This is a genomic window from Neoakkermansia glycaniphila (assembly GCF_900097105.1).
In the GTDB taxonomy this organism is placed as follows: Bacteria; Verrucomicrobiota; Verrucomicrobiia; order Verrucomicrobiales; family Akkermansiaceae; genus Akkermansia; species Akkermansia glycaniphila.
In genome coordinates, this window is the sequence record NZ_LT629973.1 from 646,602 (window position 1) to 671,334 (window position 24,733).

Sequence of the window (24,733 nt, forward strand, 5' to 3'; positions counted from 1 at the left end):
TTTCCGGCTCATGAACGAGATCGACCATTACTTCCAGTTCCTGATTGAATCCGGCGGCTCAGACCTTCACCTCAGCGAAGGCGAACCCGCCAAAATCCGCGTCCACGGCAGCGTCACCGGCATCTCCGAGGAAATCCTCGACCACGACACCATCCACCGCCTCCTCGGACAAATCTGCGAACCGAACGCCTTCCAGAAATACCTCCAGACGGGCGACCTCGACTTCGCCTACGAAATGGACGAAAACTCCCGCTTCCGCTGCAACTACTTCAAACAGCAAAAAGGCCTCGCCGCCGTCTTCCGACTCATCCCCACCAAAATCGCCACCCTCGACGACCTCGGCATCCCGCACGCCGTCCGCGAATTCGCCGACATGCGCTCCGGCCTCGTCCTCGTCACAGGACCGACCGGCTCCGGCAAATCCACCACACTGGCCGCCCTCGTCGACTACATCAACACCAACCAGGCGCGCCACATCATCACCGTCGAGGAACCCATCGAATTCGTCCACTCCAACAAACAAAGCATCATCACGCAACGCGAAGTCCCCATCCAGACGCCCTCCTTCGCGGACGGCCTCCGCGCCTCCCTGCGCGAAGACTCGGACATCGTCCTCGTCGGTGAAATGCGCGACCTCGAAACCATCCAGCTCGCCCTCACTGCGGCCGAAACCGGCCTCCTCGTCTTCGGCACCCTTCACACCAACAACGCCCGCAAAACCGTCGACCGCATCATCGACGTCTTTCCGTCCGACCAGCAATCGCAGGTACGCACCATGCTCGCCGCCTCCCTGCGGGGTGTCGTCGCCCAGCTCCTCATGAAACGCATCGACAAGCCGGGCCGCGTCGCCGTCAACGAAATCATGTTCGCTACCCCCGCTGTCAGCGCCATCATCCGCGAAGGCGCCACCCAGAAACTGGCAGACGTCATCGTCGGCGGCAAAGCCATGGGAATGCAATTCATGGACGACGCCATCTGGCAAAAACTCCAGCAAGGCATCGTTTCCCCTGAAGAAGCCTACATGAAAAGCATCGACAAATCCCGCTTCAAACGCTTCCTCCCCGCCAGCCTGCAGCACCTCGGCGATGCCGGAGGCGCCTGACCCCCAGCCAGCCTCCCGCCGCCATGACTCCGATCAAAAAATTCGCGATCAAACTCTACGTCTTCTCCGCCATCCTCCTCTACATGGCGGGAGACCTCTACGTCTGGCACGGCCCGCTCGCCCAAAAATTCGAACGCCACTTCAGCGCCCTGCGCATACCGCCCAACGACAACTCCCCCCTTCAAACCGTCGTCTATGGCGAAGGCATCACCAAAAACCAGTACGATCGCCGCACCAGGGAAATCGCCCTCGCCTCCGGCCATCGGGAGGCGACAACTGCCACCGCCCTGCCCGGCACCGTCAAACTCGGCCTCATCGATGAAGCCCTGCTCCGCCTGCGAGCCCGCGCCAACGACATGCGCCTCCCCGACACCCGGCAAGAAGCCGAACAAAGCGTCGAACGCATGGCCGCCCGCCACAGCGACCCGGCAGACTTCGAGGCATGGCTCGCAACACAGGGATACACCCGCGCCTCGCTCACCGACAAAATCGAAGCCCGCCTCAAGGAAGCAGCCACCGTCCACCGCTCCATCGACGACAACATCGTCCCCACCGACGAAAACGTAGCCGCCTACTACGAACGCCTTAAAAACAGACTCGCCACCCCTGCCTCCCGGCAAATCGGCCACATTTTCTACGCCTCCCTCCATCAGGAACCGGAAACGCTCGCAGCCAAAGCCAAAGAAACCTACGCGAAACTGGCCGCACAAACCGACCCCGAAACACTCAAACAGCAATTCGCCGAACTCGCACGCACGCAAAGCGAAGACGAACGCACCGCACCGAACGGCGGCAATCTCGGCACCATCCACGACAACACCCGACGCCCCTTCTCCGACCTCGCTCTCTTTGACGAACAAACCCTCCCCGCAGGCAAACCCGTCCTCCTCCAAAGCAAACTCGGCTGGCACATCTTCCTCGCCTCGGACATCACCCCCGGCAGCATCCCGCCGCTGGACGACGTCAAAGACAGCCTCCGCACCGCCATCCTCAACTGGCAAACCCGATACGCCGCCGAACAATACCGCGAACAACTGCGCAAAGAAGCATTCTTCAAGAAAAAAATCCAGCATCATGACCAATAGCGCCCACACCCTCTCCACACGCCGGACTCAAGGACTGCGAGGCACCATCACCATCCCCGGAGACAAAAGCATCTCCCATCGCGTCGCCATCCTCGGCGGGCTGGCAGCCGGGCGCATGACCGTCAAAAACTACCTCTGCAGCCAGGACTGCCTCAACACCCTGCGCGCCATGCAGCAAATCGGCGCCAAAATCACCCCCCTCCGGGAAACACCCGGCTACGGAGTCACCGACTTCATCCTCGAAGGCTGCTGCATGCAGCCGCAAGCTCCCGCCCAGGACATCGACTGCGGCAACTCCGGCACCGGCATGCGCCTCCTCGCAGGCATCCTCGCCGCCCTCCCCTTCACCAGCAAACTCTACGGCGACGCCTCCCTCTGCTCGCGTCCCATGCAGCGCATCATCCAGCCGCTCTCCCTCATGGGTGCGGACATCACCGCCCTCGGTGAAAAACCCGGCTGCGCCCCCCTCCTCATCCGCGGAACCCGCCTCCAGCCCATCCATTACAACCTGCCCATGGCCAGCGCGCAAGTCAAAAGCGCCGTCCTGCTGGCAGGCATCTTTGCGGAAGGCACCACCAGCGTCACACAGCCTGCCGTCACGCGCGACCACACCGAACGCCTCTACGCCCACTTCGGCATCCCCTACACGGTAAACGGCCTCATCATCTCCACCACCGGCCCGGCAGACATCCGGGCAAAAGACATCACCGTCCCCGGAGACATCTCCTCCGCCGCCTTCTGGCTCGTCGCTGCCACCATCTGCCCGAACTCGGACATCACCCTCCTCAACGTCGGCCTCAACGAAACGCGCACCGCCGTCATCGACGTCCTCCGCCGCATGGGAGCAGACATCCGCATCACCCTACGCAGCGCAGAACACGAAGGCGAACCCTACGGCGACATCTCCGTTCGCACGCCCGCACGCCTCGTCGCCACCGACATCCTTCCGGAAGAAATCCCCAACCTCATCGACGAAATACCCATCCTCGCCGTAGCCGCCGCCTTCGCCGAAGGCACCACTGGCATCCGCAACGCCAAAGAACTGCGCGTCAAAGAATCCGACCGCATCGCCACCACCGCGGGCAACCTCCGCCGCATGGGGGCCAACGTCGAAGAATACGAAGACGGCATCACCGTCACAGGCGGAGCGCCGCTGCATGGCTGCGCCCTCCCCGGATACGGAGACCACCGCATCGCCATGAGCTTCCTCATCGCCGGACTCAATGCCGAAGGCACCACCACGCTGGACACGGCAGACGCCATCGACACCTCCTACCCGGGCTTCGCCAGCCACCTCGCCAAACTATCCCGCTGATTCGGCAACAAACCGGCAGCATCCTGCTGCCGCTCAAAACCGCGCCCGCAGCCACCCCGCCACATCGGCCAGCATCGAGCCCACCGCATGCAGGCGATCCATGAAATCGGCGCCCAAACCGCTCAGGGACACCAGCCCGAAACAGCGGAGAATCAGCACGATCGTCAACAAATTGACGACATACACCAGCATAAACGAAAAAAACGTCCCGTTCTCGTCCAGATCGGGCTGCTCGCGGGGAATAATCCAGGCCGTCCAGTACAAATGGAACCCCCATAAAAACCCCGCGCCCAGATAAAACAGCTCCTCATACCCCGCAAACGTCCAGAACATATGGAGCAGGGACATCAGCCCCATCCACAGCAATGCCCAAAGAGGAATGAAATATGGTGACAGCGCGATAAACAGATTATTCTTCGTCGTCTCCACATAGCCGCCCTCCACCGTCACGGAAAAACTCTCCACCTTCCCGAAACTGCACAGCACCGCAGCGGCATGAGTCAACTCGTGCCCCAGCACATACAAATAAATACAGGCCAGATCGCACACGTGGCTGAACCCGATCACGCACCACAGCAAAATCCCCATCAGCGAATACCACACCGCCACCGAAGAAAAGAAACTCACATCGATCTCCCGGGCGGACAACTGCTGAACCAGAGCCATCAATCCCACCACCGCAACCGGCAGCAGCACGAACAGCCCGATCAGCCTCCGCAGCCACTTCGTCAGCGGGCGCATCGGCTCGAAAAAACCCGCCTCCCCCTGCACATCCTCATACGTACCCGCCGCTGCAGCCACCTGCATCCGGTGCACGGCACGGCTCCGGCAACCCTGCCAGATACGCCGCAGCGGAGGCACCTTCTCCGGCACATCCTTACCCGACACCTCCACACGCCAATCCCCATGGATCGGGCGTTTCGGAAACTCGGACGACTTGCGCGGCGGTGGCATGCGGCAACATCCTACCTGCAGCGCTGCCCCCGTGCAATCCAAAAAGACGCCCGCAAACGCAAACGAAACATACAGAGGCAAAAAACACACTCCGCACCTCCAACCCCGCCCCGGACAAGAAAGAATCGCAATACGCGTTTTAGGCTCGCCCTTTCTCCTTTACTGGTGTACCATTGGTCGCACATTCCCCGCCAATATTCTTTATGTCCGGAAAACTGACTTACAAGCAATCGGGAGTCGATACCAAAGAGGCTCAGGCATTCGTATCCGACATCAGCACGCATGTCAAACGCACCCAGCAAAACCGCAAACTGCATCAGGCCTTCGGACTGTTCGCCGCGGCATACGACCTCAGCTCCTACAGCGAACCCGTCATCGTCACCGGATGCGACGGCGTAGGCACCAAAACCGAAATCCTCTTCGAGCTCGACATGCTCGAAACCGCCGGTAAGGACCTCGTCGCCATGAACGTCAACGACATCCTCACCACCGGCGGCGACCCCCTCCTCTTCCTCGACTACCTCGGCATCTCCAACCTCGAAACCGAACGCCCCCGCATCACCCGCCTCGTCGCAGGCATGTGCGACTACCTGCAGGACTGCAACTGCATCCTCGCCGGCGGCGAAACGGCGGAAATGCCCGGCGTCGTTCCTGAAAACATCGTCGAACTCTCCGGCTTCTGCATCGGCTGCGCCGAAAAGAAAGACCTCATCGACCCCACCACCGTCACCACCGGAGACATCCTCATCGGCTACAAATCGGACGGCTTCCACGCCAACGGCTGGAGCCTCGTCCGCCGCGTCATCGAAGAAAACCCGGACGTCATCTCCGAAAGCGACCTTCGCACCCTCCTTGCTCCCACGCGCCTCTACCATGACGTCGTCAACGACATGCGCTCCATGAACATCATCCCGAAAGCCTACGCCCACATCACCGGCGGCGGCCTTCCCGAAAACCTCGAACGCTTCCTCGGCGACTACGGTGCAGACCTCGTCATCCCCGCATGGGACAACGAAGGTGCACAGAAAATCCTCGCCTACGTCGACGAACACGACCGCTTCAACACCTTCAACATGGGCATCGGCTGGGTCGCCATCGTCAAACCCGAAGACGTCGAACAAGCCGTCAAGGCCGGTCCCGGCGGCACAGTCATCGGCACGCTCCGCCCCGGGCATGGAATCAACGTCACCGTCAAATAATCACAGACCAGAACATCGGCAACACCCGAGCCCGGAGCAACCATGAGCGACCCTCTACATCATGAATGCGGCGTGGCGGCCATCCGCCTGCTGAAACCCCTCTCCTACTTCGCCGACAAATACGGCACCCCCATGTGGGCATTCAACAAGCTTTTCCTCCTCATGGAAAAGCAGCACAACCGGGGGCAGGACGGCGCAGGCATCGGCTGCATCAAGCTCGGCATGCCCCTCGGAGAACCCTACATCTTCCGTTCCCGCGACGCCACCAAGGACGCACTCAGCAACATCTTCAACAGCCAGCAGAAACGCGTCCGCAAACTCATCCGCAAAGGAGGCATATCCCCCTCCGATGCCGACTCCTTCAAAAACAAATTCGACTTCGGCGGAGAAATCCTCATGGGCCACCTCCGCTACGGAACCTCCGGCCGCTTCGACGAAGGCTCCTGCCACCCCTACCTGCGCCGCACCAACTGGGCCACGCGCTCCCTCATGCTGCTGGGCAACTTCAACATGACGAACGCATGTGAACTCAACCAGCGCCTCATCGAACGCGGGCAACACCCCGTCTTCGGCACCGACACCCAGACCGTCCTCGAAGAAATCGGCTTCCACCTCGACGAAGCCCATACCGACCTCTACCGCGAACTCCGCGATGCCGGCATCCCCGGCTCCGACATCCCGCAGAAAATCTCCGAACGCATCGACATGGTGGACATCGTCAGCCGCGCCTCCCAAGGCTGGGACGGCGGCTTCACCATCCTCGGCGCAGTCGGCAACGGCGACTTCTTCTGCCTGCGCGACCCGCACGGCATCCGCCCCTGCCACTACGTCATGACCGATGAATACATCGCCATCGCTTCCGAACGCGTCCCGCTCATGAGCGTACTGGAAAAGGAAAGCGAAGAAGTGCAGGAACTCGCACCGGGGCACATCCTCTGCGTCAAAAACGACGGCACCGTCCGGCTCGGCACCTACACCAAGCCCCTCGAACCCACCCCCTGCTCCTTCGAATCCATCTACTTCTCCCGCGGCAACGACCCCATCATCTACCGCGAACGCAAAGCCCTCGGAGCAGCCCTCACCGAACAGGTCGTCGCCTCCCTCGACGGAGGATTCGACAAAGCCGCCATCACCTACATCCCGAACACCGCGGAAACCGCCTACTACGGCCTGCTCGAAGGACTCCGGCTCTACCGCCGCCAGCGCGTCCACAAACGCCTCCTCGAAGCCTACCGCAACGGCACCATGACCGAAGACCTCATCGAGGAAGCCATCCTGCGACGCTGGCCGCGTGCTGAAAAAATCGCGCACAAAGACATCAAAATGCGCACCTTCATCACGCAGGAAAAAAGCCGCCACCAGCTCGTCTCCCTCGTGTACGACCTCACCTACGGCGCCGTCAGCAATGAAGACACCCTCGTCGCCATCGACGACTCCATCGTCCGCGGCACCACGCTCAAAACCTCCATCCTCCACATCCTCGGCCGGGCGCGCCCGCGTAAAATCGTCATCGCCTCCACCGCACCGCAAATCCGCTACCCCGACTGCTACGGCATCGACATGTCGGAACTCGGCAAATTCATCGCCTTCCAAGCCGCCGTCTCCCTCCTGAAAAAACGGGAACTGCACCACATCCTCGAAGCCACCTACCAAGCGTGCAAACAGCAGCTGACCCTGCCGAAAGAACAGAGAATCAACTGCGTCAAAGCCATCTACGAACCCTTCACCGACGACGAAATCTCGGAAGAAATCACCCGCCTCGTCACCCCTGACGATGCTGCCTGTCCCGTTCAGGTCATCTTCCAGAGCATCGAAGCTCTTCACAAATCCATCGAAGGACCCTGCGGCGACTGGTACTTCTCGGGCAACTATCCCACGCCCGGCGGCTACACCACCGTCAACACCGCCTACATCGCCTGGTATGAAGGCCGCACCGGCCGATCCTATGCCCTCCCTCTCTGAACCGGGAGAGGAAGCTTCATCGACACAAAGCCTCTCATGAACGACAGCAGCAAACCGATCAACCCCCACGAGCTCGACGACGCCGAACTTGTCGACCTCACGCGCAACGGAAAAACGCGGGCCTACGACGAACTCGTCAGAAGGCACAGCCGCAAGCTGCACGCCATGCTCTACCAAATGATCGGCAGTGAAGCGGACGCCTACGACATCGCACAGGAATCCTTCCTCAAAGCCTACAACTCCCTCCACTACTTCAACGGGAAAAGCACCTTCTACACCTGGCTCTACTCCATCGCGGCCAACCAGGCCCGCAACTTCCTGCGCCGGAGAAAAAGGGAAAACAGCTACAGCATCGACAACGACGAACACGGCGACGCCCTTGAAAAAGACGTACGCCTTGCCGACACCTCCATCACCTCCGACCCTGCCCGGCAAGCCTACATCAGCGACCTCAAGGCCAAACTCGGCAAAGCGCTCGGCAGCCTCTCCGAAAAACACCGTGAAGTAGTCACCCTCTTCGACATACAGGGCATGAGCTATGCGGAAATCGCAGCCATCCTCCACATCTCGGAAGGCACCCTGCGCTCCCGCCTCCACTACGCGCATAAACAGCTGCAGGGAATGCTCTCCGACGAAGTATCCTAGTTTTTTTCCGCAAGACCCAAAAAAATTGAACATCGGCCTCCCCCGAAGCGTCAACACTTCATACCTTAGCCATAGCGATCACGCACCAAGGTAACACCGTTTCACACCATCCGATACATCATGGAAACAGAGTCTACAAAAGAAGACGATCCCCTTGCCTGTACAGTAAGCGAACAAGAGCTCTCCGCCCTTCTAGCTTCCCTCAGGCGCGAACCGACCAAGGAAGCGAATTTCGAAGACCGCTTCCTCGCCGACTTCAAGGATCGCCTCGCCCACAAGGCCATGCATCATTCCGTCCGGAGCCTCATCCGCGAACGTCTCAAGGCCTTCTTTGAACACAACAGCGGCTGGAGCTGGGCATACGGATGCCTCCTCGCCGTCACCGTCGGAGCCGTCTCCTACACCGTTTGGCCGCAGGACGAACCTGCCGCCCAGTATACAACGCAGGACAGCATCTACGACCCCACCCCCACCCATCTGCCTGAAATCAGGCGCGTCTCGCAGGAAACAACGACCGACATCCAAATCACTCCTGTCACCGACGACAAAATGCCGACCATCGGCCACGACCTGATCGACAGCCGCCTCTTCCCCCAGCATAAAGAAGAAAACCTCGACAGTAAAATCATCGAACGCCTCCCCCTTGGTTCGACGAACTCCGGATTGATCCCGGACATATACTGAAACCCCGGCACTCCCGACAACTTCATCTATCGAAATGCCGCCTGCATGGCGGCATTTTCTTTTATTTATGAAAGGCGGCCCTGCTTCGCCCGAGACTCCTCCCCCTGTATCCGGGCAAACAAAACACGGCGAGTTCTCATGAAACGCCGCACAAGCAACAGCGCCGTCAACGACAACGCCACGATAAAACTCGTCCATGCCCCTGCAGCCCCCATCGCAGGCACCAGCCAATCAGTACGGGACAACACATAGCAAAGCGGCAAACCTACTCCCCAATAGCACAGCATATTCACGCGGAAAATAACCTGCGTATCGTGGCAGCCGCGCAAAAACCCTCCGCATAAAGCCTGCATGCTATCCGGAATCTGGTACAGGGCACACAACACCAGCAGCACCCGGGCCACCTCGACCAAAGAGGCATTCCCCGGCTGGAACAACTCCGCAATCTGCACACGAAAACAAATCAGCACCGTCATCAGCACCGTCGTAATCACCGCCATGCAGGCACACGACGTACGCGTCAGCAAATCGAACCGCACCAAATCCTTGCGCCCCACGAAATAAGCCATGCGAATCGAAGAAGCCACCGCCACCGACAAAGGCAGCATGAAAGCCATGGCAGACACATTGATGCACACCTGATGCGCGCCCACCACAATCTTCCCGAGCGGAGCCAGCACCAAAGTCGATGCACTGAAAAACGACACCTCGCACAACAGCGACACCCCCAGCGGAAACCCAAGCTTCGAAATCGCACCCACCGTCTTCCACGCAGGCTTGCGCACCGCCACCATCTGCTTCCTGTGGGGAGCATGCTTCTTGTGCGACCACACCAGCAGCAGCATCACACCCAACTGAAGCCAGTTAATCAATGCCGTAGCTACGCCGCACCCCACGCCACCCAGCTTCGGCAACCCGAAATAGCCGAACACCAGCACATAATTCGCGGGAATATTCACCAGCAACGCCGCTATACCCACGATCATCGCAGGGCGCGTCATCGCGAACCCCTCGTTCAAACTCCTCAAAGCGCAAAAACACAACACCCCCGGCACCCCGCACATCACGGCCATCAGATAATCCTCCGCCATCTCTCCCACCGCAGCCTCATCTGCCAGCCATCCCAGCACGGGACTGAGAAAAAACATCGCCGCCATCGCCAGCACGGACAACATCAAAGCCAGCACCACGCCGTTATGCATCAAATGCCCGATACGTCCATGGCGATTCTCACCGCGCAACCTCGCAATCATCGGCCCGAGAATCGAAAGCAACCCCGTACAGGCCAAAGTCACCGGCGTGGCAATCGAAAAACCGAGTGCCACCGCCGCCAGATCGTCAGGGCCGGCACGTCCTGCCACCAAAGTATCCACCACCCCCATGCCCGTCTGAGACAAATTGCCGATCAGCAACGGCAAAGCCAGCAGCAGGAACTGCTTCATCTCCGTCTTATCCACCAAACCTTTCAAATTGATCATAGCCATCGTCATACAGCCTCCCGTCAAGGCAGGCGGAGGGTAACACACGAACACGGACATGTCACGGACATTCCCTTTCCTCCCGTCATACCGGCATGCACTCATCCCTCTCGCAGCTCCCTCTGAACCGGCCGCAAATTCCTCTCGCCATCCGCAAGGCAAAAAGGTATAAAAACAGGCGATGAAACTACACCTCCCCGCATCCTACTGCATCATCGCAGCTCTGACATGCTCCCTGCTCCAAACTACACACGCCACACTTCAACCCTCACTCTCCCTGCACACTGCCGAAAACAACCAACCGAGGCAAACCGTACGGAACATCCTCGACGAATGGATCCGCTTCATACCCCGCATTCCCGAACTCCTCGCATCTCCCGACCCGCAACAGGCTATACAGGAATGGGAGCAATTCACCTCCCGCCTCGAAGAATGGGACGACCGGATCGACCACAAGCAATACAGCAACAAGGCGCGATTCGCCACCCTCGCCCAGCAGGCACAGCTTGCACTCCCTCTCATCGAAAAGGCCATCAAGGAAAAACCGGAATCACCCTTGATCCGCAAAATACAGCCATCCACCGTCCTTGAAGAAATCCGGCAACTGGCGCAATACCCCTCCTCGCCCCCGGCACTCTATCGATACCATTATTCATGGACTGGACACAACGCCTATGCTTACACAACTTCCGGAACACGCATCCCCATCCGCGCCACGCGCAACTCGAAAGAGTGGGATACGCTCATACAATTGAACAGTGCCATCCGGAGCCAGAGCCAAAAGGGAGCCAACATCATCATCAAAGGCACACGTGAACCCATCACCGGATTCTTCGTCATGGAAGAATGGCACTTGGCCACACCCTTCATTGCCGAGCAGAAAAACCCTCTGCTTTATTCAGGCGACACCATCGAAGGCACATTCCGAAGATACACACTATATCCGGAAGACTTCCCCTTCAGATCAATCCGGCACCCGGAACAATATTGCAAACCCGCCGGCGACCTCCCCGGAGAACTACTCGTTCAGCCTGACACACCCCCGGACTACGACGCAAAACATCCAAATACCGCACTCCTGCTCGCTGCCATCTACGACGATCAGGAAACGGCGATTCAGGCTCTGGCTCAAGGAGCCGATGCAAACACATCCCACCCGCAAATCGGTACGCCTCTCCTGCTCGCCTGCCGGAACGAAAACCTCGGCATGGCACGCCTCCTCGTCGAACATGGAGCCTTGCCACAGGCAATAATCACCGACCACTCTCTGAACACTCCTAAAATGACATTCTCCGAATGCCTCGCGGACGCCCCTGCATACAACGAAACCATCTGGAACGATCTCCTCCAGCACGGATTGAAAGCCGATCCCGCGTGCCTGCCCATTGCCGCCAGCCGAGATTCAGAAAAACTCGTCAAACGCCTCCTCGACATGGGCCTCGACATAGAAGCCCGCGATTCACAAGGCCGCACAGCATTCATCAATGCAGCTCTTCAACGCAACCAATCCCTTATCCGCCTGCTTATTGAACGGGGGGCCGACATCAACGCCACCACCCCCGACGGTTTGACCGCTCTCGATTTGGTCTACGAACAGGAAACATCCAGAACACACCCTTCCGTAGAATTCCCCCTCTACCTCATGAAGATCGGAGTCAAACTCAACAAACCGCAGCGTGCCCCCAAACTGCCAATCGAGAGATAACACTTCGAACAGCCTCTACCCATGCGCCCATTGATCCGATATCAAACACTGCTCGCGGCCACTCTCGCCCTATCGATCACATCCTGCCAACTCATACCTTGGACCGAATGGCAGCACGAACCGCCCCTGTCCACCACCCCCGGCCTTGCCCCCTGCGACATCTCCGGCCACCAAATCCGCTTCACTCCTGCCGAGCCGCACGGCAAAATCGAAACATACAACTTCCTGCACGGCAGCTCCATTCAGAAATGATCCTTGTCAAGAGGGGTGAGATAGCATTGGATAAGGGTTAAAAGCCTTGAAAACACGGAGAGAGAGTACAGTCCAGTGTAAAGGTGCATTTAAGATGAAAACCCGAAAAGCTATAGAAATTGACGGGTAGTTTAGATATGGAGCAAACTTCGTTTCAATCGAAAATTATGACAAGGCTCTATAGTCTTTCACGCAAAGAGAGATGAAAGATTCTTCTTCGTAAGATGATACTTTAAAAAATTCCGAGACAATAATATGATGGTTCGGAGGCTCCCCACTTTCTGTCTATGCCCCCGATGGGTACTCCCAATGCATGTACCATGCACGGATTACAATCATGTATAGTCTCCGAGTAAAAGGGTGATATCGTTTTACCAATCGTCATGTTCATCGTCTTCTGGCTCAACATTTTTTGATAGATTATCCATCCAACGGGAAAGCAGCAGATTCAGTGGTTCTTTTAGCTCTTTCCTTTTCTGTCACATCTTATTTATCAAGAAAAAATAATCAACCTGTTACATACTTGTAATACTTTTTTATCTTGCAGTCATGCCGAGAACTGATAGATTGGGATTCATATAACAAACCACATCCATCTCCTACCATGCAACATACTCTATTCTCCTATCTTCCCGTAACCCTCGCATTGGGCGTGGTTCTTGCTCCCGGCCTGCACGCCACCCCGGCCAGCCTGCCGCAGGCTCCCACCCCGTACATCACGGAAGGACTGCTGACCGGAGACGGCACTGTCTGGATCGCCACGGAAGGCAAAGGCATCTACCGCTGCACGGACGGCGGCACATGGGAACCCATGCACCTGCAGCCGGGCTATCCTGACACCCTCAATGCCTATGCCCTGGCCGAAGACGCCTCCGGCAACATCTGGGCCGGCACGGACAACCGGGGCATCGCCGTCTGGAACGGCCAATCGTGGAAAACATACTCCCGGGAAGACGGCATCCCCGGCGAACGCATCTACGACATCGCTACATGGAAAAACCGCGTCGCCGTCGCCACCTCCGGCGGAATCGCCCTTTACAAAGACAACAAATGGACCTTCTTCACCCGGGCCGAAGGACTGGCGGACGATGCCGCTGCCGCCCTCGCCTTCGACGGCGAAGCCAACCTCCTCGCCGCCTACAACTGCGGCGGCATCGGCACCTCCACCTCCGCCAACGGATATGCCTCGTGGAAAAACACCCAGGCGCCGTGGCATTACGACAACCGCAACCGTGTCCGCCAGCCCTACGATGCCGCAGGCACCGGCCTCCCCTCCAACCTCGGCAACGCCATCGCGGCGGGCGGCCAAGACCGCATCTGGTACGGCAGCACCGCCGGAGTCGCCACCTCCGGCAATGCAGGTGCCACCTGGAACTACCTGCGGGGCCGCGACTACGAAGCCAAAAACAAAGGCCTCTACGACACCAAACTCCCCGCCGCCATCCGCCAGGCCGCCCCCGGCGACCTCCTGCTGGAAGACCACGTCACCGCCCTCTACCCTTGCGAACAGGGCCTCTGGATCGGCTACCGCCAGGCGGGCGCCCAGCTCGTCGACCCGGCCACCCTCGCCCCCATGCAGGAAACCGCCGAACTCAACAAACAAAAAGACCCGCGTGCGAAATGGGTCACCGGCTTCCTCCGCCTCCCCTCCGGCATCCTCTATGCCACCACCTATGGCGGCGGCCTCCAGCGCGTCGCCCAGCTCCCGGCCCTCCCCGGGTCTAAGGCTCCTGCCGCCAAAACGCCGCGCACCCATCCCTTCGCACCCACCATCCCCCGGGAAGAAGAAATCGCCCGCCTGCAGAAAAACGCCTCCTCCGGCCAGCCCTCCGAAGAGCCCGCCTTCTACTGGCATGAAGACTGGCTCACCCGCGGCAACTGGTTCGAACGCTACGGCCGCAGCGTCGCCATGCTCTGCGCCGCCGCCTCCCCCGAAAACGTCTTCATCGACCTCGAAGCCCAGGACGAACCTCCCTCCATCGGCGGCATGATCGGTCCCCACCGCCAAAAAGGCGACCACCTCCGCCTCTGGCTGCACGACGGCCACCTCCCCGGCAATCCCAACGTCCTGCGCAACCCGGAAGCCGGCACCCGCACCGAAGCCGAATGGGACGACCACGGAGAAGAATACCCCATGAGCCACGACGGGCCGGATGTCTGGGTCAAAACCACCATCCCCGAAGGCCCCCACCTCCTCTCCCTCTACTTCTACAACCCCAACGGCCACGTCAAACGCAGCGGCTACCGCGACTACCTCGTCGAACTCCGCACCGGCGACACACACACGCAGGAAAAAGACCTCGCCTCCCTCCAGTCCTTCAACCCCGTCCTCGCCCGCACCCGCATCCGCGACTTCTCCGGCAGCGGCTGCTACAAAAACTTCTACGTCACCGGCCCCGCCACCTACCTCGTCCGCGTCTGCCGCAACAACTCCTTCAACACCATCTTGAACGGCGTCTTCATCTCCCCCATACGTGAAAGCCGCCTCATCATCAAGCGCCCGCCCACCCTCATCGGCAAACTCGCCACCAGCCAATCCCCGGCCCCCTTGAGCGACTGGGACTACCGCGGCCTCCAGCCCGGCGACCTCCCGGCCGCTCCCCTCGCCCTTTGGAGCCGCGCTACCCACCCCGAACTCCTCCCGGACAAAGACCGCCTCCGCTCCCGGCTCGATGCCCTCACCGCTTACCGCTACATGCAGGGCTGCGGCCTCGCCCCCTCCGGCTACCTCGACTACTGCCGCTGGCAACTCGGCCTGTGGACCCCCGCCACCGAAAAAGCCTACGACGCCGCCATGGACAAAGCCTGGGAAGGAGTGCAGGAACTCTACGTCCATGCCCGCTCGGCGGCATGGAGACCCTTCAGCCCCGGAGTCGTCCCCTTGAGCATCGAAGAACTCGAATACCTCGACCTCCACCGGATCGACTGGAAACAATACCGCAAAGGCTACAAAGGCACGCCGAACCCCGACCTCGCCACCCTGCGCCAGCGCATCGCGGAGCGCAAGGAACTCGCACGCAAGGAAGAAGCCCGCCTCCGGGCTGAAGAAGAGGCATGGAAGCAGGAACAGGAACGCCTCGAGAAAGAAAGGAAAGAACACCCCGAACGCTTCCAAAATGAAGATGAAAGCGAAAGTCCTTTCGATCCGGAACCGTCCGGCAAAGCACCCCAACCGACCGGCACGCAAACTCTGCCAGACGAAGACGATGACGAAATCTTCGGTATCTGACTCAACTTCCCCACCCCGCTACGACCATGAAAGCCACCCTCTCCCTCGCGCTGGCATCCTGCCTCTCCTGTGCGGTCTCCCCCGCCGCTCCGTCCCCTCGGGCGGGAGACGTCATCATCGAAGACACGGATGATGACCAAACTCCCAACCCCGGGGCGGAAGACAAGGCCGCCAAACGCGTCCGATTCGTCTCCCTCACTCCGGACATCCTCTACGAAGTCGACCCCTCGCGTTACGCGGAAAATCCCCGCACGCTGGCGGGCGCCCAGCTCTTCTACGGCGCACGCCCCGACCTCCTCGGGGCAAAAGTCGCCTGCGTCGCCCCCTATGACCCCGTCTGGCGGCAGGAACTGGCCGAAAAGAAGAAATCCATCGTCTGGGGCAGGCTCGACAACCTCTGGCCCGTACCTGCAAAACTCGTAGCAAAAGACCAATGGGTATTCGACTTCTGGGCACGCCCTTCCACCAGCTTCTATGCATGGAGGCACCCGCAGAATGCTCAGAAAATCATTGCCATCGACTTTGCCTTGTGGAAAAACTGGACTACAACCGCCACAGAGGCGGTGAAGAAGTTTACATACAAGGAAGCAAGCCACCGAAAGGACATCACGGCAGCTTTGGATACCGGGCGTTTGAATACAACCCAGCACTCATTCGAAACATGCCCATGGAAAGACATGCTTGAACGAGGCAGGTCCGGAAACACGGTGAGCGATTATGTAGCGGATGCCGACCGTGTCAGAACATGGCAAACAGCGGTCAACAAAAGCGGCAGGACGATCCGTGCCCCCAAACTGCCGTGGACGGACGACTGGGTCGAACACACCTCCCTTTATAATCAAAAGGGTACTTACCATCAAAAGAAAAGAGCGGCAGAGATCAACTGGGGTGAAACCTTCTATCAGACACTCAATGAGAGCATCAAGCTTTACGACGGATTCCTCTGCCTGAAAGACGACGCCTCTTTGATCGATGTCGGAAAGAACACATCCGCCGACCACAGCCGCGTCGTCCCCTTCGATGCCCAAGTCAGATGGAGCGGGTTTGCCGCCGGATCCTCCGAAGAAAAAGTCTACCTTGAATCGGACATCGCCAAAGCCGTCGTCATCTCGGACAAAAACGCCTCGCCGGACTTCGTCGTCCTCGCCGTCGCCTGCGACTGCATCAAGGGCGACTCGGCGGAAGACGCCATCACCATCCTCAAGGAATTCCGGGGAGAAGAAGTCGCCGTCGCCGAATACATCGCCGAAGGAACCGTCTCCGGCACGGGAGGCAAGGACTCGCCGCTCACCTACGCCACCGGCATAGGGTATGCGAAAGGCACGGGTACGGGCAACCTCGGCTCCTTCACCGTCAAAAACCCCGAAAACCTTCGCTACAACCGCTCCGTCGCCCGCCTGCGCTCGGAAGAAACCGCCGCCTACAAGGCGGGCATCACGCCGCGCTACAAAATCCTCTTCGCCGTCAAGGAAGCTCTGGCGGCGGATCCTGCCAAACTCACGCTGACGGGCGATGCCACCAAAACACGGAGTGCGGACGGCAAACCCGCGGCACTGGAAGAAAACGAAGGCGGCGACTCCCTGAACGGATATACTTATAAGAATATGGCTGTCGCTTTGAATGCGGCCACCAACATCACCCCCGTCGGCAGCGGATCGATCGAACTCTTCCGGCTGCCGCTTCCTCGTGCCAAATACCGCCTCTTTCAGGCGGATGTACAGGCCGAAAAAGCTCTATCCCGAGACATCCGCATGGGCTTCATGGACTACACGTGGACGCTGCGCACCGAAAACGAGGAACTGGGCAAGGACTCCTCACGCATCGGCCGGGTCTTCGCCGTCTTCGGCGAATCCACCTTGAAACAGCGCACCCCCGACACCTCGGCGGCGTACTCCTCCTGGCGCTTGCTGCTCAGCGGATCGGGCCGTGAAAAATGCGAACAGTACAAAATCGCCATCTCCATTCCCGGCTTGAAGCGGGAACTGACCGATGCAGAGAGAAACTACCTGCTGCGGGGGTCGTCCTATACATGGTCTTTCGGGAAAGACGCCGAACCGGCGATTTCTTTCATTCCTGATCGTTCGCAAACGGATGGTGTGGCATCTGCGGAATACACCATGGTGAAAGGGAAAGACTACGAATGGGTCGCCCTCTCCGGCATGAAGGAGCAGAATACCATGGAACGGCCATGGATCGACGCGCTGGAAGCCTTGACGCGACATCTGCTGCTGGAAACCAAGCTCAAGAATCCGATCGAACTGGCCGTGCCGTCCCGCCCGGGAGAAACGCCACCTCCACCGGAATACAAAAAGCTGGAATGGCCGACCAATGCCGCCGGAGCGCAAGCCAATGCCGTCAGCGTCTTCTCCTACGGGTTGAAAACAATGGGAGACTACAATCTGGCGGCGCTGGAGAAAGGTATCATCGTCTCGACCGTGCTGCAATACATGGACGACCGCTATTTCCTGAAAGGAGGGCACGCCACCAGCATCGATCTCCCCCAATGCACGCGGCGGCTGTGCGGAGGAGACCACCCCGTCATCATCTGTGAAGAAGGCGTCGCCTTGATCCATTCTTTGTTGTCGCTCTGCGGGATGGAATACGGTACGCTCTCGCGGATGCTGGATACGAAGAAAGGCCATGCACTCCTCGGCCACGGAAACAGGATCTATGATCCCACTCCGTTTTTTGTGCGCCCGAATTCGGGGCAGTTGCCGCTGCCGAGAGCTGATTCTCGGTTGGTCGATTACGAACAGTCGCGCTATGTGACATTGTACGATGCCGTTTTTGAAACACCGAAACCGCACCACATCATGCTGCACACTCACAACAAACAAGCTTCCCAATAAAATGACACCTTCATCCTTCTACAAAAACATCGTGTTCATCGTCTGCGCCATGGCCGGATTGCCGGCCATGGCGGAAGGCGACTACCTTCTCTTGTCGGGCAAAGACGGAAAAGGCCTCGTCCAAACGAGAGCAGAAATCGTGACCGAATTTCATAATCAGGAACATGAAGCATATCCCTATCCTGCTGATTCCGGCCATGCCGCCGCCCCTCCCTTGTGGCAAGAAGCCTTTCCCTGGTATAACCGCACCTTCCGCATCAAGGATTATTACATGCAATTCAAAGCCGGGTGGTTGCATGTGTACGGTCTGAACGGCAAATGTATCCTGTACTGTAGCCCCATGTACGGCTCCAGCCATGACATCATGCAGGCATGGTGGTTTCACGGGATGATCCATATGGCGACGCTGCCTATGTCGAGGCCGTTCAATATGGATTTTGTCCGATCGATTCAATTCAAGCGCGAAAAAAATGAACTTTTATGTATGACGCAGAGTAAGCAATTACTGGCTTATGCGTATGCGCATTATTTCTTTCATGAACTCCATCTGGAGAATACTCTGGAAAGGCCGGTCTCAATGCAGGAAACGAGAGATATCCTACAAACATTCGCGCGCGTGCAACAAGGGGAACTACAGGTGGAAGAGGCCGGGGAAGCATTGAAACAGGCCAAAAACGAAGAGTCCAAACGATCCCTCCGCAATACCACGATCGAAATCGACCGGGCCGTCACCTACGGCCTGCGCAGCTCCGTGCCGTTTCTTTCCTGCGGAAGCAGCGTTCGCTTGAGGGATGCCTTGAACATCCCGGAAGAACCGATGGTCAACACCATCCCCAACATCAATGCAGGAGTCGCCTGCGGCGACATCGTCGACAAACTCGCCACCGGCAAGCTCAAGGTCATGGAAACATCCGGAGAGGAAGACGGCTTCAAGGCCACGCTGGGCAGCCGCAGCGAACGCATCCATTACACCATCGTCCACCAGTTCAACCGCAACCTGGCCATCAACACCGTACTTGACTTCAGGGCATTGGATCACATGCTTCATCGCTGGGATCATAAAGTACAAACCGATCAGGACGTCATCAAGTATTCGATCATCAACCCCGGCTGGGTGGGAGACTTCGACATCGCCACCAAAGCCCGCCTCGGGAGGGATGGAGCCGTCGTCTTCGGCAGCGAGAAATCCGCCATCTACTTCACGCGCGGCAACACCGCCGTCTCCATCGTCTCGGAAAACCCCTACTTCAACGTCCTCCCGATGGCCCGGCTGGTCGACGAAGAACTCAAGAAAAAACTCAACATCCCGCCCGCCAAAGAACCCGCCCAACAACCTCTGCCCCCGAAAAAACGCAAACAGTAACACCCGCAACCTGCCGACCCATTGGAAAACCTCTATCCCGAGACATCCGCATGGGCTTCATGGACTACGCGTGGACGCTGCGCTCCGAAATCACGGAACTGGGCAAGGACACCTCGCGCATCATCTCGTCATCACCTAGGAAGCAACCATGGTAAGAATTCGTTCTCTATTGCTCACGTAAGGAGCTTTTGAAATCTTATATCGTATGTATAGCGAAATCGCATTTCTTTGTCTATCATTCATTTTTGGATATAATTCTAATTTTTTCTTTAAGTACGGTTGATATTCTTAGATATAATATCATAGAGTTGATGTGTTTTTGTTTGTTTTGGCCGCGAGCCTTTCGATCCGTTCAAGTAGTGCACGGGGATATTGTTTTGAATGTATCTTTGCATCTTGCTCCTGGTAAATTTGTTCTTCATTGAGCTTTTGATTTTAGACGCTTCACTCAAGATCACAAAAAACACTTGATTTTGACAAGCCACCAATGTAATTTGTGGGAGCTAGTTTGTGGTGTTACAATTGAGTTTGACGGAAAACATGATGAACGCAGGATACAGATGATGGGCGAACAATAGTGGACATCCAAATATCTGAATGTGAGCAATGAGACGATCTACAAGTGCATCAAACAACGAGCAGTAAGAAGCAACTATGGCCGAATCCATACACGAAAAAATCAAACGATCACTCCAAGCAGCCGAAGGTCTGTATCATCGCCTTGTGCTACTTGTAGGTGAGACAGGTTCCGGCAAGACCGATGTTCTTCGGGAGGTCGCTAATGAGTTCGCTTCGTCCGTCGCCAATGTCAATTTGACTCTTTCCAGAGAATTGCTTGAACTGACAGCAAGGCAACGCTCGCTTCGGTTGCCAGGCATTCTTGATCAGGTAGTGAGCCAGTCACAATCACCCGTGATACTGGATAACCTCGAGATCCTTTTTGACAAGGACCTCCAACAGGACCCTTTGCGCCTGCTACAGTCGATTTCAAGAAACCGATCCGTAGTTGCTTCTTGGAATGGAACCACCCATTCCGGGAAACTTTTATACGCCAAACATGGACATCCTGAGTACCGCTGCTATGACTCGGCCGATGTACTGATCGTAAGTATGGATGGCACGGCCACGATCGACTCGGCAATAAATAAAAAAGAATCAGAACAAGCATGAAATACGGCAATCTTATCCAATTCGACCCGATTGAGTCGGTCGTTCAGTTGCGTGATGCAGACAAATCAAACGCCGCACATACTCTCGTGAGCACTTATGTCATTTCCGACGAAATGGCTGAACGGCTCACGCAGCTTGTCATCCCTCAGATGCAGTTTGACCAGCCTGCCGACAACAAGGGCCTGCTGGTCGTCGGTAACTATGGCACCGGTAAGTCGCACCTGATGTCGGTGGTTTCCAGCCTCGCTGCTGACGCTTCCCTGCTGGCTGATCTGAACCATGCTGGTGTTCGTGATGTTGCCTCTCAGATCGCAGGGCGTTTCAAAGTCATCCGTACCGAAATCGGAGCTACCACCATGTCCCTGCGTGATATCCTGGTCTCTGAGTTGGAAGAACACCTTGAGAAATTCGGCGTGGACTATGTGTTCCCTGAAGTCAAAACTATCACCAACCACAAACGAGCCTTCGAAGACATGATGGCCAAGTTCGGTGAGGTGTTCCCCGAGCAAGGCCTATTGCTGGTTGTCGACGAGCTTCTCGACTACCTGCGCACTCGCAAGGATCAGGAATTGATCCTTGATCTCAACTTTCTTCGCGAGATTGGTGAGGTCTGCAAGGATCTGCGTTTCCGTTTCATGGCTGGTGTTCAGGAAGCCATTTTCGACAGCCCGCGCTTCACCTTTGTCGCCGACAGCATTCGCCGTGTAAAGGATCGCTTCGAGCAGATTCTCATTGCTCGTAAGGATGTGAAATTTGTCGTGGCCGAGCGCCTGCTCAAGAAGACAGCCGAGCAACAAGCCAAGATCCGAGACTACCTGATGCCCTTTGCCAAATACTATGGCGGGCTCAATGAGCGGATGGACGAATTTGTCCGGCTTTTCCCGGTACATCCCGATTATATCGATACCTTCGAACGTGTCACCGTGGTGGAAAAACGCGAAGTGCTCAAGACCCTGTCCTTGGGCATGAAAGGAATTCTCGACAAGGATGTGCCACTGAATGAACCCGGCCTGATTGCCTTCGACAGCTACTGGAACACGCTCAAGCAAAATCCCTCCTTCCGGGCTATTTCCGAGATCAGGGAAGTCATCGAATGTAGTCAAGTGCTGGAATCTCGCATCGAGAACGCCATCACGCGCGAGCAATATAAGCCGATGGCTTTGCGTTTGATCCACGCCTTGTCCGTGCACCGTCTCACCACCGGTGATATCTATGCCCCTATGGGCGCATCTGCCGAAGAGCTACGTGACCGTCTATGCCTCTTCGATCCGTTGATCGTCGGACTGGGGAGCGATGAGCCCGACAAGGATCTCCAGACCCATGTGGAAACAGTCCTGCGAGAGATACACAAAACAGTCAGCGGCCAATTCATCTCTTTCAATGCCGACAACCGCCAGTTCTATCTCGATCTGAAGAAGACCGACGATTTCGATGCTCTGATCGAAAAACGGGCGGAAAGCCTGGGCCATGCTCAACTCGACCGGTTCTATTATGAGGCCCTCAAACGGGTGATGGAATGCCAGGATGCCACCTACGTGACCGGCTACAAGATCTGGCAGCACGAACTGGTTTGGCAAGAGCACAAAGCGGCTCGCTCCGGTTATCTCTTTTTCGGCGCACCCAACGAGCGCTCTACCGTCGTGCCGCAACGGGATTTTTACCTCTACTTCATCCAGCCCAACGACCCGCCACGTTTCAAGGACGACAAGGCCAACGACGAGATATTCTTCCGCATGAAAGGTATCGACGAAGAATTTCAAACCTCGTTAAAGAGCTATGCGGCTGCACTGGATCTTGCGGCTACCTCATCGGGGCATGCCAAGGCTACTTATGAATCGAAGTCCAATGGTTTTCTGAGAAAACTGGTTCAGTGGCTACAGATGCACATGAGTGAAGCCTTCGAAGTGACCTATCAAGGCCGATCCAAATCCATGACAGAATGGGCCAAAGGGAAATCGATCCGCGATCTGTCCGGTGTATCACCACAGGAGACCATCAATTTCCGCGATCTGGTTAACACCATTGCCGGGTTTTGCCTGGCGCCAAACTTCGCGGACCAGGCTCCGGACTATCCGTTCTTCTCAGTCCTGATCACCGGCAACAACCGCGCACAGGCCGCACAGGACGCTCTGCGAGCCATCGCCGGGCAGAACCGCACCAAGCAGGCCACGGCAGTACTGGACGCTTTGGAGTTGCTTGATGGGGAAAAGATCGTTCCCTCCAAATCGAAGTACACCAAGTTCATCCTTGATGCCTTTAAGAGCAAGGGGCACGGCCAGGTGGTCAACCGTAGCGAGATCATCCAGGACGATCACGGGGTGGAATACATGAATCCGGGAGGTTCGCGTCTGGAACCTGAATGGGTGAGCGTCCTGATGGCTTCTCTGGTTTATTCCGGCGACATTGTGATTTCCATTCCGGGCAAAAAATTCGATGCCACCGGACTACAACAGCTCGCCGCGACCAACATGGATGAGCTGGTCCGATTCAAGCACCTCGAGCAGCCCAGAGAATGGAACCTGCCCGCGCTCATGGCTCTGTTCGAGTTACTCGGCATGACGCCGGGCATGGCCCAGCTTGTTACACAAGGCAAGGACGAACCGGTGCAGAACTTGTTGCAAACGGTAGATAAGATCATTAAACGCATCGTCATGGCCCAGCAAACCCTGCGTGAAGGGCTTGCTTTCTGGGGGCTGGATCTACTTGCGGGTACCGACTTGACAAGCCAAGCCAGCGGATGGGACGAAGCCAAGGGATTCTTTGAATCGCTGCAGGCCTATTCCTCCCCTGGTAAATTGAAAAATTTCCGTTATAGCGCATCCGAAGTGCAATCCCACGAAAAGTCCGTAAAGGCACTGGACGAGCTCGACGCTCTGCGTGAGTTCATCATGGATCACGGTCCGACGGCATCCTGGCTCTCCACCGCTGAAGCAGCGTTGCCTGAGGAGCATGATTGGGTAGACCGTATGAAAACCACCCGGCAGGATGTGTTGGATACCCTCAGGCAGGCCGACCTGACTAAGTTGGCGGCCCTGTCCCAATCAATCGGTGCCAAGCTGCAAAAGCTGAAGAAAGATTATATCATTGCCTACATGGGTCTGCATACCAAGGCCCGGTTGGGCGTGAATGACGACAGACGCAAAGCATCCCTGCTTCACGACCAGCGCCTGCAAATTCTGCTCAAACTGGCTGGCATCGACCTGATGCCCCGGCAGCAGCTCACCGATTACCAAAATCACTTGGCAGAATTGAAGAGCTGCTTTGATCTGACCGAGCAAAACCTTGACGCCGCGCCCATCTGTCCGCATTGCGGATTCCGGCCTTCGGTGGAAACCGGCGCGGTGTCAGGCTCGCAGATGATCGACCAGATGGACGCTCAGCTCGACGCCATGGTGGCTGCCTGGACCTCCACCATCCTCAGCAATCTGGAGGACCCGATCACCCAGGCCAACATGGTCCTGCTGAAGATTGATGACCGTGAACCGCTGGAGGCCTTCATCAAGTCGAAGAAACTGCCGGTGCCACTGGACAGCAACTTTGTCCACGCTCTGAAGGAAGTACTCTCCGGCCTGGTCAAGGTCACCGTCAAGGCGCAGGAGCTGCAACATGCCCTGCAGGTTACCAACGGCCCGGCCACCCCGGCGGAGATGAAGAAACGCTTTGAGGAGTACATCGACCAGCTCACCAAGGGCAAGGACCCGGCCAAGGTGCGGATCGTCATGGAATAAGAATAACCAAGCT

16 protein-coding genes are annotated in these 24,733 nt (G+C 57.5%); 14 read left to right on the forward strand and 2 right to left on the reverse strand.

Annotation, left to right across the window (positions count from 1 at the left end; translation table 11 throughout):
* Positions 1–10 precede the first annotated feature (10 nt).
* Genes PYTT_RS02635 through aroA form a run of 3 tightly spaced genes read left to right on the forward strand, consistent with a single transcriptional unit; the run spans position 11 to position 3,502 of the window.
* Positions 11–1,102: a type IV pilus twitching motility protein PilT gene (locus PYTT_RS02635; protein WP_067776507.1), complete on the forward strand. Its 1,092-nt coding sequence runs from the start codon at positions 11–13 to the stop codon at positions 1,100–1,102.
* 23 nt (positions 1,103–1,125) lie between these two features.
* Positions 1,126–2,187 carry a peptidylprolyl isomerase gene (locus PYTT_RS02640; protein WP_067776510.1) on the forward strand — a complete coding sequence of 354 codons (1,062 nt, stop codon included), beginning with the start codon at positions 1,126–1,128 and terminating at the stop codon, positions 2,185–2,187.
* Complete coding sequence (gene aroA / locus PYTT_RS02645; RefSeq protein ID WP_067776513.1) at positions 2,177–3,502, forward strand: 3-phosphoshikimate 1-carboxyvinyltransferase; 1,326 nt, start codon at positions 2,177–2,179, stop codon at positions 3,500–3,502. Before PYTT_RS02640 ends, aroA begins: the two co-directional genes overlap by 11 nt.
* Before the next feature lie 33 nt (positions 3,503–3,535).
* On the opposite strand, the gene PYTT_RS02650 is transcribed toward aroA, so the two are convergent.
* Positions 3,536–4,456: a hypothetical protein gene (locus tag PYTT_RS02650; protein ID WP_067776516.1), complete on the reverse strand. Its 921-nt coding sequence runs from the start codon at positions 4,454–4,456 to the stop codon at positions 3,536–3,538.
* Positions 4,457–4,659: 203 nt separating this feature from the next.
* Between PYTT_RS02650 and purM the strand changes: the two genes are divergently transcribed.
* The 4 genes from purM to PYTT_RS02670 all read left to right on the forward strand — a co-directional run bounded on the left by purM (position 4,660) and on the right by PYTT_RS02670 (position 8,946).
* The gene (gene purM / locus PYTT_RS02655; RefSeq protein WP_067776520.1) at positions 4,660–5,655 is read left to right on the forward strand and encodes a phosphoribosylformylglycinamidine cyclo-ligase; all 996 of its coding nucleotides are present in this window, start codon (positions 4,660–4,662) and stop codon (positions 5,653–5,655) included.
* A gap of 42 nt (positions 5,656–5,697) precedes the next feature.
* Positions 5,698–7,617, forward strand: a complete 1,920-nt coding sequence (locus tag PYTT_RS02660) for an amidophosphoribosyltransferase (RefSeq protein ID WP_067776523.1) — start codon at positions 5,698–5,700, stop codon at positions 7,615–7,617.
* Positions 7,618–7,653: 36 nt separating this feature from the next.
* Entirely contained in the window at positions 7,654–8,262 is a 609-nt protein-coding gene (locus tag PYTT_RS02665) for an RNA polymerase sigma factor (protein ID WP_067776526.1), read from the forward strand.
* Positions 8,263–8,382: 120 nt separating this feature from the next.
* The gene (locus PYTT_RS02670; protein ID WP_067776530.1) at positions 8,383–8,946 is read left to right on the forward strand and encodes a hypothetical protein; all 564 of its coding nucleotides are present in this window, start codon (positions 8,383–8,385) and stop codon (positions 8,944–8,946) included.
* Positions 8,947–9,011: 65 nt separating this feature from the next.
* Here PYTT_RS02670 and PYTT_RS02675 read toward each other — a convergent pair whose 3' ends face one another.
* Entirely contained in the window at positions 9,012–10,424 is a 1,413-nt protein-coding gene (locus tag PYTT_RS02675) for an MATE family efflux transporter (protein WP_172801753.1), read from the reverse strand.
* 181 nt (positions 10,425–10,605) lie between these two features.
* Here PYTT_RS02675 and PYTT_RS02680 point away from each other — a divergent pair, with 181 nt between their 5' ends.
* From PYTT_RS02680 to PYTT_RS02710, 7 genes are all read left to right on the forward strand, one after another.
* On the forward strand, positions 10,606–12,129 hold the full coding sequence (locus tag PYTT_RS02680; RefSeq protein WP_067776536.1) for an ankyrin repeat domain-containing protein: 1,524 nt from the start codon (positions 10,606–10,608) through the stop codon (positions 12,127–12,129).
* Between the two features lie 21 nt (positions 12,130–12,150).
* Positions 12,151–12,381, forward strand: coding sequence for a hypothetical protein (locus PYTT_RS02685; protein ID WP_067776539.1), 231 nt, complete (start codon positions 12,151–12,153; stop codon positions 12,379–12,381).
* A 604-nt stretch (positions 12,382–12,985) separates the two neighbouring features.
* The gene (locus PYTT_RS02690) at positions 12,986–15,610 is read left to right on the forward strand and encodes a two-component regulator propeller domain-containing protein (RefSeq protein WP_141675830.1); all 2,625 of its coding nucleotides are present in this window, start codon (positions 12,986–12,988) and stop codon (positions 15,608–15,610) included.
* Positions 15,611–15,636: 26 nt separating this feature from the next.
* The gene (locus PYTT_RS02695; protein WP_067776545.1) at positions 15,637–18,459 is read left to right on the forward strand and encodes a hypothetical protein; all 2,823 of its coding nucleotides are present in this window, start codon (positions 15,637–15,639) and stop codon (positions 18,457–18,459) included.
* Position 18,460: 1 nt separating this feature from the next.
* Positions 18,461–19,822, forward strand: coding sequence for a hypothetical protein (locus PYTT_RS02700; protein WP_067776548.1), 1,362 nt, complete (start codon positions 18,461–18,463; stop codon positions 19,820–19,822).
* A gap of 654 nt (positions 19,823–20,476) precedes the next feature.
* Positions 20,477–20,992: a BREX-3 system P-loop-containing protein BrxF gene (brxF, locus tag PYTT_RS02705; protein WP_067776551.1), complete on the forward strand. Its 516-nt coding sequence runs from the start codon at positions 20,477–20,479 to the stop codon at positions 20,990–20,992.
* Positions 20,989–24,720, forward strand: a complete 3,732-nt coding sequence (locus tag PYTT_RS02710; protein WP_067776555.1) for a DUF6079 family protein — start codon at positions 20,989–20,991, stop codon at positions 24,718–24,720. The genes brxF and PYTT_RS02710 overlap by 4 nt, the downstream gene beginning before the upstream one ends.
* Positions 24,721–24,733 lie beyond the last annotated feature (13 nt).